This window comes from Paenibacillus sp. UNC499MF (assembly GCF_900107975.1).
Lineage (GTDB): Bacteria > Bacillota > Bacilli > Paenibacillales > NBRC-103111 > Paenibacillus_F.
The window spans coordinates 51,647-64,883 of sequence record NZ_FNVF01000001.1 but is presented as its reverse complement, the minus strand read 5'-3'; the positions used below and the strand labels follow the sequence as shown (position 1 = coordinate 64,883).

The window sequence follows — 13,237 nt, the reverse complement described above, 5'->3', positions numbered from 1 at the left end:
GGTGGTTCACCTCAATATACTTGTTCTTTGTAGAAAAAGCCGAAAGACAGTTCCCTGTCGGGGTCCTGCAGGCGGCGGATGGGTTCCAGCATTTCGTCGTCAAATTTGTAAGAATCCGGATCGGCGCAGCAGGCATCAATCACTTGCCGGTACGCTCTCACCACGGTTTCGTTATATTCGGTGGACTTCAGCAATCCCTCAATCTTGAGACTGTCTATATTCCCCTTGATCAGTTCATGAAGATCTTCCAGCATGCAGATATCGTCGGAGCTCATCACGTGGGTTCCGTTGCTGTCCTCATAAATCGGGTACCGCTCTTCCTGCCGTTCCTGCTCAATCAGGAAAAGCCCGTTATCCATGGAACGGTCGAGGCTGTCCGCCTCTTTGCCCAGATGCTCCGCGTAATTGGCAACCAGGCTTCGGCGGGAATGATAAATATTCGTCATCCCGTGTACCTGAACCTGGACTTGCAGCTTCGCGTGACGCTTGAATTCGAGCGTTTCCTCGAGATTCAATTCCCTGGCCAGAACCGCGCGCACGGCTCCGCGGGATGCCCAGTAATTCGCCGTCGCATAGTTCGTCGTCGTCATCTCCGCATTCCAGTGAAGGGGAAGGTCAAGCTCCCCCTTATTCACCATGCGCAGCACGGCGGGGTCTCCGTACACGGCTCCGTCGACTCCGATAGCGGCGATAGCCGCGAGATATTTCTCTACCTCCGGCAGCGCCTCGTTATCGAAGACATTGTTGACGGCCGCATAGATTTTAGCGCCTTGTTCATGAACGTAAGGAACCAGTTCCTTCAGCTCTTGAATTGTGATGTCGCCCGGAAGCCGCACGCCGAATGCCGCTTCGCCGACCAGTACGGCGTCCGCTCCGGCTTGTATGAATCGCTTCGCTTCTTCTATCGTTCCTGCCGTTATAAGCAGCTCGGGTTTTGGAATCAACCTCGTCACCTTCTTATTTCGCGTTTTTCTCGGTTTGCTTGCTTTTTTCGATGTTGGCCAGATGCTGGGCATAGGTTTCTCCGAACAAGTGCCCCTGGCTTCCGTCTTTTTTGGTTACGTAATAAAAATATTTAGATTCCGTCGGATACAGCGCCGCCTTGATGGACGCCAGGCTTGGACTCGCGATGGGGCCCGGAGGCAGTCCGGGATTTTTGTATGTGTTATAAGGACTTTCGATCTTCAGATCGCTCTCGAGCAATCGTTCCTTCTGCTTGCCCAGCGCATACTGCACGGTCGCGTCGATCTGCAGGGGCTGCTTGATTTTCAGCCGGTTGTAAATGACGCTTGCCACAAGCGGACGTTCCTCGTCCACAACCACCTCACGCTCGATCAGGGAAGCGATCGTCATCATCTGATGGAAGGTCAGCCCGCTCGCCTTCAGCTTGTCATTCCAATCCGCAGGCAGGTTTTGCAGACGCTTGTCCAGCTGATCGACCATAAGGGTGATAAGCTTCTGCTCGGTAGCATCTTTGGGAATATCGTACGTATCCGGAAAAAGGTACCCTTCCAGCTTATGCTTGAGTTTGGCATCCGCCGGAATTCCGGCAAGCAGCTCTTCCCCTTGCGCAGGCTTGTAAGCTTCCGCCGCCTTGACGAAGGCAGACGCTTCCAGCCCTTTATGCTGTCCGACTTTGTCGGCAATCTGAGTGACCGTGTATCCTTCGGGAATAGTCAGACGATTCGCTTTTGCCGTCTGCCCGCTGTTCAGTACCGCGATGATTTCGTCCGTTCCGATGCCGGGCTTCATCGCATACTCGCCGGCCTGGAAACGGCCGCCCTCGTTTTTCCATTTCAAGTAATACATAAACACGGAGGCGTTGCGGATAAGACCTTCCTTCTCAAGCTTGGAAGCGATATTTTTCACGCCGTCGCCGGAAACGATCTCGACCTTCTTCTCCTGGTCGGAAGCCGAGGTCGGCTGCAGCTCACCCCGTATATAATAAGCCGCGGCCGCAGCGCAGCCGGCTAAGAGCAGGACAACGACCAGCAGCCCGGTCATCAAACGTTTTAATCGTGATTTAGGACGATGCATAAGTTCCTCCACAATAGTCATCTTGGCGCCAATCATCTGCATGAAAAAGAGCGGATTTGACTCCGCTCTGGTTTGCTTTAGATTTCTTAAGGTTCGTCGTGTTCCGGAAACGTGAGCTCGTCGTACAATTCGGAGACGGTTTCCCACTCCTCGTCATCTTCAATGGTTTCCAGCTCCAGAGTTCCTTCCGAATCCCGGGATACCCGGAATACGGACACTTCGCCATCTTTCTTCATCTCTTCGGATTGCAGAACGGCGTAGTGGCGGTCTTCATGTAGAATCTCCGTCAGGATACGGAAGACGGTGGATTCGTCCTGTTCGTCGAATAAAATAATATCATCTCCGAAAGAACTCCGCAACTCGTTCGTCTGGTTCACACTCATGCTTCTTCTTCCTCTTCGGCAATTAGTGTATTAAACGTTTCTTCAACGATATTCCATTCTTCCTCGTCCTCGATGGTGTAAAGCTTCAGATCGTCGCCGTTCTCGTCTTCCTCGTAACGAAATGCGTACACTTCGTCGGATTCCTCGTCGTCTTCAACCGGCACGACCATCATGTACTTTTTGTCGGAACCATCCACTTCGAATTTCATGACGACTTCGAATTCTTCTTCGTTGCCCTCATCATCGGGGATATAAATAATTTCCGCTTCCTCTTGCTGAAAATCCTCTTCTTTAGCCATGGTTCCATCACCTCATCGTTTAGAGTCCATATATCCCTGCAGAATCAGCACAGCGGCGATCTTGTCGACCACCTGCTTGCGCTTCTTCCGGCTAACGTCCGCCTCCAGAAGAGTGCGGGTCGCGGATACCGTAGTCAATCGTTCGTCCCACAAGCGTACAGGCAGGTTAAACGTCTCGGTCAACTGTGCGGCGAATTCCTGACAAAGCTCGCCGCGCGGCCCGATCGAGCCGTTCATATTTTTGGGGAGGCCGACCACGATCTCCGTTACTTCGTACTCCCCGATTAACCGCCGCAAGTGGTCTAAATCGTGTTGCGGACTGGCTCTGCGTATAACCTCGATCCCTTGGGCGGTAAGCCCGAGAAGGTCGCTTACGGCAACGCCGATTGTTTTGTCGCCATAGTCTAGGCCCATCGTTCTCATACGTGTGAACTCCTAAGCCGGACCCGTTTGCCGGGAATCGGCGCAGGCCCGTTTATTTATGCTCTTTGAGATAAGAGCGTACCAATTCTTCGATCAATTCGTCGCGTTCCCGTTTGCGAATAAGGCTCCGGGCGTTATTGTGCCGGGGAATGTAAGCCGGGTCCCCGGAAAGCAAGTAACCGACGATTTGATTGATCGGATTGTAGCCTTTCTCCTGCAGAGCGTCATAGACAGTTAATAGCACTTCTTTGGGGGATGTTTCGATCTCATCGGCTTTGACATTGAATTTCACCGTTTTGTCCATAAAATCCATGAAAGGCACCTCCAATGTTTGCTTTTTCAAATTCTATCGGCTGCAATTGCTGCTGATCCCGTTATTGTCATATATTCTCTGCGGGACGGAAAATTCCTGTTCCCGCAGGAAAATTTAAGAAATCTGTCCGGCCACAAGCGCTTCGACTCCGTCCAGCGCCTCCTGGAGCTTGGACGGGTCCTTGCCTCCGGCCTGGGCCATATCGGGGCGTCCGCCGCCTCCGCCGCCGCATTTTGCGGCGGTTTCTTTGATCAGCTTGCCGGCATGAAGCCCTTTGGCAACCAGATCCGGCGTTACGGCGGCGACAAGGTTGACTTTGTCGCCTGCTGCGGCGCCGAGCACGATCACGGCCGAACCCAGCTTCGCTTTCATCTCATCCACGATGCCCCGCAGGGAATCCATGTCGGATGCGCTGACCTGGGCGGCAAGTACCGGTACGCCCGCCACTTCTTTCAGGCGTCCTTCCAGCGCGCCCGCTTCAATGCGGCCCAGCTTGGCCCGCAGCGATTCGTTCTCGCGCGCCAGTTCTTTCATCTGCTGGAGCGTGGAGTCCAGACGCTTCGGCACGTCCGCGGTGTTCGCCTTGAGAACGCCGGCCGCATCCTTCAGCAGCTGCAGCTGTCCGTCCACGTACTCGTAGGCCTGACGGCTTGTTACCGCTTCGATGCGGCGGATACCGGAACCGATTCCGGATTCGCTGACAATCTTGAACAAGCCGATCTCGCCGGTGCTCTGTACGTGACAGCCTCCGCAAAGCTCAAGGCTGTAATCGCCGACGCGGACGACGCGGACGATGTCGCCGTATTTCTCGCCGAACAGCGCCATGGCGCCCATCGCTTTCGCTTCATCAATGCCGCGAAGGGAAATGTCCACCGCCGTATTCGCCCAAATTTGGGCGTTGACGCGGCGTTCGACCTCCTGCAGCTCTTCCGGCGTAATGCTGCCGAAGTGGGAGAAGTCGAAGCGCAGGCGGTCCGGCTCAACAAGGGAGCCGGCCTGGTTAACGTGCGTGCCAAGCACTTCCTTCAGCGCTTTATGAAGCAGGTGAGTGGCCGTATGATTCTTTACGGTCTCTCCGCGAAGCTCCGCGGAGACTTGAGCCGTAACCGAATCGCCCGTGCGCAGGATGCCCTGCTCGACGGTCACGCTGTGAACGTGCTGGCCGTGCGGCGCTTTGCCGACTTCGAGTACGGCCGCGCGTACGCCGTCGCCCGTGATGACGCCGCGGTCGGCTACCTGTCCGCCGCTTTCGGCGTAAAACGGCGTCCGGTCGAGTATGACCTGGCACGTTTCGCCGGTTCCCGCCGCATCCACAAACTCGTTGTCGTGCACGATCGCCAGCACTTTGGCTGGAACTACCAATTCAGTGTATCCAACAAATTCACTTTTATCCGTAAACTCGGAGAGCGCTCCGCCCTGCACTTTCATGCTGCCGGATTTGCTCCGGTTGCTGCGTGCACGCTCGCGCTGTTCTTCCATCGCCGTTTCGAAGCCTTCGCGGTCCACGGCCAATCCCTGCTCGTTCGCGAAATCCTCCGTCAAATCGACAGGGAACCCGTACGTGTCGTACAGCTTGAACGCATCCGGTCCGCTGATGGCACGGCCGCCGGCCGCACGCGTGCTTTCGACCATGCCGGCAAGAATGGCGAGACCGTCGGACAGCGTCTCATGGAAACGCTCTTCCTCGATGCGGATGATCTTCTCGATGAATTCGCGTTTCTCCACGACTTCGTTGTAGTAAACGCCCATGATTTCACCCACGACCGGTACGAGCTGGTACAGGAACGGCTTATCCATTCCGAGTACTTTGCCGTAGCGGACGGCGCGGCGCAGAAGTCTGCGGATCACGTAGCCGCGGCCTTCGTTCGTAGGCAGTACGCCGTCTCCCACCGCAAAAGCGACGGTACGGACGTGGTCGGCAATGACCTTCAAAGCCACGTCAAACTCTTCGTTCTCCTTGTACTTTACGCCCGCGATGCGGCACGTCGCTTCAATAATCGGCTGGAACAAATCCGTGTCGAAGTTGGAGTCCACATCCTGCAAAATCGAAGCGAAACGCTCCAGACCCGCGCCCGTATCGATATTTTTGTTCGGAAGAGGCGTGTAGCTGCCGTCCTTATTGTGGTTGAATTGGGAAAACACGAGGTTCCAGACTTCGAGGAAACGCTCGTTTTCGCCGCCGGGCCAGCATTCCGGATCGTTCAGATCGCCGTATTTGTCGCCGCGGTCGTAGAAGATTTCCGTACAAGGTCCGCACGGGCCTTCACCGATATCCCAGAAATTTTCGTCGAGCTTGTAAATCCGGGCTTCCGGCAAGCCGATCTTTTTATTCCAGAATTCAAAAGCTTCCGTATCCTCCGGATACACGGTAACCGAAAGGCGCTCCGGATCGAATCCGATCCATTTCGGGTCCGTCAGAAACTCCCAAGCCCACGTAATGGCCTCTTCTTTGAAGTAATCACCGATGGAAAAGTTTCCGAGCATTTCGAAAAAGGTATGGTGACGGCGGGTTTTGCCCACATTTTCAATGTCGTTTGTACGGATGCACTTCTGGGCGTTAACGATTCTCGGATTCTCCGGGACGACGCGGCCGTCAAAATAAGGTTTGAGCGGAGCCATTCCGGCATTGATCCATAAAAGAGAAGGGTCGTTGTGAGGCACGAGCGAGGAGCTCGGCTCGATTTTGTGTCCTTTGCTGGCGAAGAATTCCAGCCACTTGGAACGAATTTCACTTGCTTTCATTGCGTTTCGAGCCTCCGTTTGTTGGAATGGTTTGGGTTTAACAGGCTTGGACTGCTGCTCCTTCGGCCCTCTCTACAGGAAACAAAAAACGCCCCTGCTATCAACAGGGACGAAAAAATTCGCGGTACCACCCTGGTTATCGGATGACGTGCAGGCGGGTGCCTTCCGTTTCATCCAATCTCCTCGTTGCGGACGATAACGGATCCGCTTGCCGTTGGGCTTATGTGACTTGTCACCCACACTCCGAAATGAGCGTTCGGCCATCCTTCATGAAAGGTTCTCGCAGCCTTCTTCTATAGAAGAAGGAACCTTCTCTCTGCCAATGGGCTATGGCGTACTGGATTTCTTCAGCGCTTTGCTTATCGAGTTTGACTCAGTTACCGAAAATTATAGTTCATATCTGGAAACGATGTCAACCTGACGGGCGCGGAAGAGAGCCTCTCTCCGCCGGACACGCGTTCTCCTCGCAGGCTGGCAGAGAACAGGCCCGGTCGGCTTTGACCGCTGCCGCACCTGTGCGATGCTCCCGGCACGCGGCGCACTGCGTCAGATGACGGCGGTCAACCGTGCCCGGCCATTGTTTCGAGCGGAAAAACCCGGAACAACTCCGCTCAGAAAGTTTTCCGCAGCTGCTTGAAGCTTGCAGGATCCAGCCCCCGGATGCTGGCCACTTCCAATCTCCGGTCTCCGGTGTCCACCAGGAGGAGACGATCCTCCCCCTGCCTGAATACGTGATCATGCAGATTGGGCAGACTGAGCCGCTCGGGACCGAACTGGGTCACGATGTCCCACTGCCAGCCGGAAGTGCTCTGCTTGATGCTGCGGATAGCTTCGATACGGGGAAGCATGTATCTTAAATGCAGCTCTTTCTTCAGCTCCCTTCGGGAATCGTCGTCCAGCTGCCCCATATCGGCGATGATGCCGATCTCTTCCCCCTCCTTCGTACGGATAGAGATGTATCTGTCCGGCTCGGTAAAGGGGAATGTCCGGAACACGAGAATTTCCTCATGAACCCGTCCGTCGCAGGTCAGCGAAAGCAGGCCGCCTTCCGTGCGCTCGATCCGGCATTTGTCCGCTTGAAGCAGGAAGATATCGAAGGATTCTCCCTCCTCCGGGAAACCGGAGTATTTATACGGGCTCGGCACTGGTATCACGCTCCCTGATCAACGCTGTTTCGTTCTGGGCCTTCACGAGCTTCCAATAGATACCTTCCAGTTCCATCAGCTGCTCGTGAGTCCCGGTTTCGGCTATCCGTCCTTTATCGATCACCACGAGACGATCCGCGCTGCGAAGAGTGGATAGGCGGTGGGCGATCGCAAAGGTCGTTCTTCCCCGGACAAGCCTGGAAATCGCCTCCTGGATGAGACGCTCCGTTTCCGTATCCACGGAAGCCGTAGCTTCGTCCAGAATAAGGATGCGGGGATCGTGCAGAATGGCACGCGCAATGGCGATGCGCTGCTTCTCCCCGCCGGACAGCCGGTGGCCGCGCTCGCCCACCCGCGTGTCGTAGCCGTCGCTCATCCCCACGATAAAGTCGTGGGCGTTGGCGATTTTCGCGGCCCGCATAATATCAAGAGGCGACGCTTCCGGCTTCGCATAGGCGATGTTCTCGGCAATCGTCCCGTCAAAAAGGAACGTTTCCTGGAGCACGACCCCGATCTGGGCACGCAGGCTTTCCTGGCTCAGCTTTTTCAGCGGAATCTCGTCTATTAAAATCCGCCCCCGGTCCGGATCGTAAAACCGGCAGATCAGATGAATCAGCGTGGACTTGCCGGCGCCCGAATGTCCGACAAAACCGATCATTTCACCCGGCTTTACTTCGAGTGAGATATCTTTCAAAACCGGCTTGTGCTTCTCGTAACCGTACGTGACCCGTTCCAGCGAGACGGAGCCTTGAAGCCGGCCGGGTGTAACCGCATCCGTCGTATCGGCCACTTCGCGGGGCGTATCCATAATTTCAAAAACGCGCTCCGCGGCCGAAACGGCCCGATTCGTCCAGCTGATTGCCTGCGTAAACCACTGCAAAGGACCGAAAAACATCGTGAGATACACGGTAAAGGCCATCAGCGTACCCAGCGTCAAGCCTCCGTCCAGCACCTGCAGGCCGCCGTAATACCAGACGATAATCCCGCCTGCACCCGTGACGAGCATAAACAGGGGAGTCGCAGCCTGCCACAGACCTTCCATCCGTACGGTTTGCGTCATCATCTCCCGGTTCGCTTCCCCGTACCGGGCCTGTTCGCTTTTTTCCCGGCCGAATGCCTTAACCACGCGAATGCCCTGCAGGGAATCGCCTACCAGTGTCTGAAGCGTATTCAGCGCTCTCCACTGCTTATACCAAAGCCGGCGGACCTTCGGCCACAAAATCCAGACTCCGGCAAGCAGCAGCGGAGTCGGCAGAAGCACGACCAGGGTGAGCTTCCAGCTGAGAGCGAGCATCATCGACAAAATGGCGATGACGGTCAGCACCTGGCTTGCCACCCAGATCACGCCTTCCGTGAGAAACTGTCTCATGGAATCGGTGTCCTGATTGAGCCGGCCGATGAACTGGGACGTCTGGCGGCGGTCGTAGAAGCCGAGTGACTGCTCGGTCAATGCCTCGAACGTTTCGCGGCGGATATCGTTCATCATGGCCGCTCCGACCTTGACCCCGATAAAACCCCGGGCAATTTGCAGCGCGGACAAGACCAACCGGGCGCCGAGCAGAGCCGCCACCCAGATCAGCAAGGTCTCGGCCATCCCTCCCGGATGAAGCACGTCGTCGACAATAATCTTGGTCACCAGCGGAGGCGCCAGTTCCAGCAAAACCGCGATGATCAAAAACAGCGCGGCGAGAAACATTCTGCCCCGGTACGGGCGCGTGTAGCCCAGCAGCCGCGTCATCACCCGCCGGCGTCCCGGGCCGCTCCGCGGCATCCGATCTTCGGCCGGGCAGGAATGGTCCTCGCCTGCCGCTTCTCCGCACAGCGCGCACAGCCCGGCACTATCGCCGCCGGTAGCGTCAGAGCCGCCGGCTTCCAGCAGCAGCTTGGCCGTGTGCACCGCCGCGTCCAGCCCTTTGGCGCAGGCACCCGTGTAGCGGACAAGCACAACGGGGCCCGCCTGCGTATCGGCGATGAGGCTTCCTCCGCCCTGCGGAGCATCCTGGGTCCGCAGGCCCCGGACCTCTTCCGGCGCAAATCTGTGCAGGCAGACGCCGCCGGAAGAGTAGACGCCGATTTGTCCGGCGTTAGCAACCAGCCAGCGGTCATCCGGGCGCCCGTTCTCGTCCACATCCGCGCGGGCCGCCGCCGCAGGCTTTGCCCCCAGACTGCGGAGAAGTTCGGACGGCAGTTCTTCCCCTGCCGCATGCCGCTCCTTGAGTGCCATGACGAACCTCCTTGTGCCGCCTTATCTGTGGCGGCAGAATCGTTAGTCTGATCGTAACGCACGCCTCTTGCAAGCGCAAGGGAACGGGCGGGATCACTTTGGCGATTCTGCCTACGGAGACCATTAAATCTGATACTCTTTATATCGTGAGCGGTAACGGTTGCCTTCACATGAGATTCCAGAGTCTCCCTTTACCGGTGCAGCCCTATAACTTGCTCGTTTAAGGCTCATTCTTCTTATCTTTGCTCGCTCTTTCCTGCTCCGTTCCTACCCGAACGCTCCGTCGCAGACTAAACCGTCCCGTCTTGCAGACTCTACATTGTTCCGAGGACCAAGCCTAGACGCGCATATCCGGCCTACCGTGGGACTGCGGCTTTTTTTTCCGTCTCCGCTTCCTGAACTCTCGCCTACACCGTACGCCGGTGAATGTAATAAAGAAACAGATGCTGAAGCACCACTTTCAGCACGGCAAAAAAAGGAACGGCCAAGATCAGCCCCGGTATTCCGGCCACTTCTCCGCCAACCAGCAGCGCAAAGATAATAAGCAGAGGATGCATATGGAGGGTCCGTCCAACAACCTGCGGGGATACTACATTGCCCTCAAGGATCTGCACGATCGTATTGACGACGATAACGAGCAGAACCATTTTTACCGAAACCGTCGCCGCCATAATGACAGCCGGAGCCGCACCGAAGAACGGTCCCAGATAAGGAATAATGTTGAACACCGCCACCAGACCGGCCAGCAGCAGCGCATACGGCATGCCGATAGCCCAATAGCCGATATAGGCCAGAATCCCCACAATGACGCAAACGAGGAATTGTCCCCGGATGTAATTGCCCAGCGCCGTGTCGATATCGACCAGCACTTTGACCACCTGTCTGCGCCGCGATTTCGGAACGATGGTCAGCACCGTTTTTTCGATCAACTGAAAATCTTTCAGCATATAAAAAGCGAGAAAAGGAACGATGAAAGCCGTCAGAAGCATATTGATGGTGCCTCCGATGCCGTGAATCGTGTCCGAGATTTTGAGCGACAAATTTTTTTGCAGTTTAAAAATCGCATCGTGAATGCCAGAACGGACGGTATCCGGAAGAAGCTGGCTGTTTTTCATCCCGTCCACGAGCGATTGGGCCTTGAGCGTCATTTCGGGCATATGTTCGTTCAATTCCCCAAGCTGATTGACGAGCATTGGCGTCACATTCATAAAAACAACGGTGAGCGAGGTCAAAAATACCGCATAAATGAGCAGAACGGCAAACGTCCGGGGAACCTTGCGTGTACTCAGCAGATTGACGACGGGATTGAGCACATAGGAAATAATCATGGCGATCAGAAAAGGTGTAAGCACCGCTTTCAAGAAATGAAAGACACTTCCCAGAATAGGTCTTATTTGCAGCAGGAAGAAAAGAACCAGCAGTCCGAGAAGCGTATAAATGAGGCCGGCAAACCAGCCGTTTTTAAAAATCGAATTCATGGCGATCCCTCCTGTTGACACTGCCGGACCGGCAGACAAACGTCCCGCTTCCTTTCTTCAGTATATGTACAACCTTGGCAATTAATCCAAGCCCGTCGCTGCCCAGTTCCCCCCCTCCGTTGCCCGGACTCCGGCCAAACCAAAAAACGCCGCTTCTGCCGGGCATAAGCGGTTAAGCTTGTCCCTGCAGAGGCGGCGCCTCTTATTTATTTCCGTCATTTCGCTAATCAAGTTGTAAACCCTTTATTGGGCATGAATTTGCGGCATTTCTTCCTCGAAAAACAGATCGTCGAGCGAGCTCAGCGTACCGTCTTCCTCCACTTGGTAAACGGACATTTTCTCTCCGTTCACAGCGAGTTCAATGAAGCAGCCCCAGCAATAAAATTGATGGGATCCGATTTTGCCGATATCCTTGGAACTGCAATTTGGACAGCGCATCATGTGCAATTTTCACCCTATTCTTCTTTAGATACGAAGATTTCCTCCGCCTCAAGCCGGGAGTTAAGCGGAACAATCACCGCATCCTCACCAATGGTTACCGATACCGGCATTGGGAGCCACTTGCGACCTTCCATCAAATCGGACACGAAACCTTCGGACAGTTCAAAACCTATTATCTTTGTACCCAATTTCTCAAGCAAATAAACGTCCTCAATCGTTCCCAATTGCTGACCGTTTGCCGTAATAACGGGGAGCTCTTTAAGCTTGTGCTTGCCGCCGTTCAGCGGGATCAGCCCCAGACTCTCCGCTTCCGCATAACTTCGTACGGCTTTCATGTCGGCAATGATGACAGCGTCTTGTCCGCAAGCCGTAATGTCGCCTGCAGGAATATACCGGCAAGAAGAATACCAATGCTGCGCGTCAAGCATAATTCCGAGTATCGTCCATTCGTGGTCGAAAAGAACGTCTCTCACAGTGCCGGCGCGTTTGCCTGCGGCTAAGCAGAAAACTGGGAGTCCGATAATATCGCGGGCTTTACGCAAGGGGAATATTCTACCTCCTCGTGACAGCCGGCGGCCGTCACGGACGCACCCTTCTCTTATCTACGAATCCGCTTCACGATGGTTGCGGTTTTACGGGCCGCCGTCTCAATTTGGTCTATAGAATTCCCAAAACCGAAGCTAAAACGGACAGCCGACTTGCACACAGTTTCTGGAAGATCCATGGCCCGAAGGACATGAGAAAGTTCAAGAGAGCCCGACGAGCAGGCGGAACCGCTTGCGGCGGCGATGCCCTCCAGATCGAGATTCATGAGAAGCGTTTCCGTATGAGTTCCGGGGAAGCTCACGTTAAAAATATGGGGAGCGGAAGCATCGGGATTTCCGTTGACCACAAAACCCTCAGGCCCCAGTTCCTCCAGGAAAATCCGCTCCATATGCCGGCGGTACTCGGAAGTTTGTTTGTTGTATATTTTGTAATTATTGTTATATAATTCCAGCGATTTCGTAAAGCCGACTATTCCGGCTACATTTTCCGTGCCGGCTCTTTTTTTACGTTCCTGAGACCCTCCCAGTACTTGCGGGGCCAATTGAAGCCTACGCGAAGCGAAGAGAGCGCCTATCCCCTTGGGCCCGTTGATTTTATGAGCCGAGAAGCTCATCAGGTCTACGGGAAGCACGGACAGGTCGATCGGAAGCTTGCCCAGCGCCTGAACCGCATCCACATGAAAAGCGATGCCGCGGCTTCGGGCCAGACGCCCGATTTCTTCGATCGGCTGGATGGTGCCGACTTCGTTGTTCACATACATCACGCTGATCAAAACCGTCTCGGGCCGTATGGCCTCCTCCAGATCCTTCATTCGGATAAGACCGGTCATATCTACTGGCAGAAATGTTACGTCGCAGCCCATTCGCGCCAGACGTTCCGCCGGATGCAGCACCGCATGATGCTCGATCTGGGTCGTAATCACGTGAGCCCGCCTGCCCCCGAAGGTATCGACGATCCCGTACAAAGCTGTATTGTTACTTTCGGTTCCTCCGCTCGTAAAAAGCAGATCGGCCGGTGAACAGCCGATTGCCGCCGAGAAAGCGCTCCTGGAACGGTCGAGCGCCGTCTTGGCGGCCCGGCCGTAGCTGTGGATGCTTGAAGGATTGCCGAAATAGTCCGTATAGTAAGGCATCATGGCTTCCAGCACCTCCGGATGGAGGGGGGTGGTGGCGGCATGATCAAGATATATTCCCATAGTGGTCACCC

13 protein-coding genes are annotated in these 13,237 nt (G+C 55.2%); all 13 read right to left on the bottom strand.

Translation table 11 applies throughout. From position 1 onward, the window contains the following. Window positions 1-11: 11 nt before the first annotated feature. The 13 genes from C4S74_RS00280 to C4S74_RS00220 all read right to left on the bottom strand — a co-directional run bounded on the left by C4S74_RS00280 (window position 12) and on the right by C4S74_RS00220 (window position 13,226). Window positions 12-944, bottom strand: coding sequence for a peptidase U32 family protein (locus C4S74_RS00280; RefSeq protein ID WP_103993384.1), 933 nt, complete (start codon window positions 942-944; stop codon window positions 12-14). 13 nt (window positions 945-957) lie between these two features. Continuing rightward, complete coding sequence (mltG, locus tag C4S74_RS00275; RefSeq protein ID WP_103993383.1) at window positions 958-2,037, bottom strand: endolytic transglycosylase MltG; 1,080 nt, start codon at window positions 2,035-2,037, stop codon at window positions 958-960. Window positions 2,038-2,123: 86 nt separating this feature from the next. After that, the gene (locus C4S74_RS00270) at window positions 2,124-2,420 is read right to left on the bottom strand and encodes a DUF1292 domain-containing protein (protein WP_103993382.1); all 297 of its coding nucleotides are present in this window, start codon (window positions 2,418-2,420) and stop codon (window positions 2,124-2,126) included. After that, entirely contained in the window at window positions 2,417-2,719 is a 303-nt protein-coding gene (locus tag C4S74_RS00265) for a DUF1292 domain-containing protein (RefSeq protein WP_103993381.1), read from the bottom strand. The genes C4S74_RS00270 and C4S74_RS00265 overlap by 4 nt, the downstream gene beginning before the upstream one ends. Before the next feature lie 12 nt (window positions 2,720-2,731). Continuing rightward, the gene (gene ruvX / locus C4S74_RS00260; RefSeq protein ID WP_103993380.1) at window positions 2,732-3,142 is read right to left on the bottom strand and encodes a Holliday junction resolvase RuvX; all 411 of its coding nucleotides are present in this window, start codon (window positions 3,140-3,142) and stop codon (window positions 2,732-2,734) included. Window positions 3,143-3,194: 52 nt separating this feature from the next. After that, entirely contained in the window at window positions 3,195-3,455 is a 261-nt protein-coding gene (locus C4S74_RS00255) for an IreB family regulatory phosphoprotein (RefSeq protein ID WP_009676594.1), read from the bottom strand. A gap of 114 nt (window positions 3,456-3,569) precedes the next feature. Then, the gene (gene alaS, locus C4S74_RS00250) at window positions 3,570-6,197 is read right to left on the bottom strand and encodes an alanine--tRNA ligase (protein WP_103993379.1); all 2,628 of its coding nucleotides are present in this window, start codon (window positions 6,195-6,197) and stop codon (window positions 3,570-3,572) included. 611 nt (window positions 6,198-6,808) lie between these two features. Then, window positions 6,809-7,342: a DUF1854 domain-containing protein gene (locus tag C4S74_RS00245; protein ID WP_103993378.1), complete on the bottom strand. Its 534-nt coding sequence runs from the start codon at window positions 7,340-7,342 to the stop codon at window positions 6,809-6,811. Next, complete coding sequence (locus C4S74_RS00240) at window positions 7,326-9,566, bottom strand: ABC transporter ATP-binding protein (RefSeq protein ID WP_103993377.1); 2,241 nt, start codon at window positions 9,564-9,566, stop codon at window positions 7,326-7,328. Before C4S74_RS00240 ends, C4S74_RS00245 begins: the two co-directional genes overlap by 17 nt. A 407-nt stretch (window positions 9,567-9,973) precedes the next feature. Beyond that, the gene (locus C4S74_RS00235; protein ID WP_103993376.1) at window positions 9,974-11,044 is read right to left on the bottom strand and encodes an AI-2E family transporter; all 1,071 of its coding nucleotides are present in this window, start codon (window positions 11,042-11,044) and stop codon (window positions 9,974-9,976) included. A gap of 243 nt (window positions 11,045-11,287) precedes the next feature. Then, complete coding sequence (locus C4S74_RS00230; protein WP_009676575.1) at window positions 11,288-11,485, bottom strand: hypothetical protein; 198 nt, start codon at window positions 11,483-11,485, stop codon at window positions 11,288-11,290. Between the two features lie 14 nt (window positions 11,486-11,499). Next, complete coding sequence (locus C4S74_RS00225) at window positions 11,500-12,027, bottom strand: PRC-barrel domain-containing protein (RefSeq protein ID WP_103993375.1); 528 nt, start codon at window positions 12,025-12,027, stop codon at window positions 11,500-11,502. A 56-nt stretch (window positions 12,028-12,083) separates the two neighbouring features. Next, window positions 12,084-13,226, bottom strand: a complete 1,143-nt coding sequence (locus tag C4S74_RS00220; RefSeq protein ID WP_103993374.1) for a cysteine desulfurase family protein — start codon at window positions 13,224-13,226, stop codon at window positions 12,084-12,086. Between the last annotated feature and the right edge of the window lie 11 nt (window positions 13,227-13,237).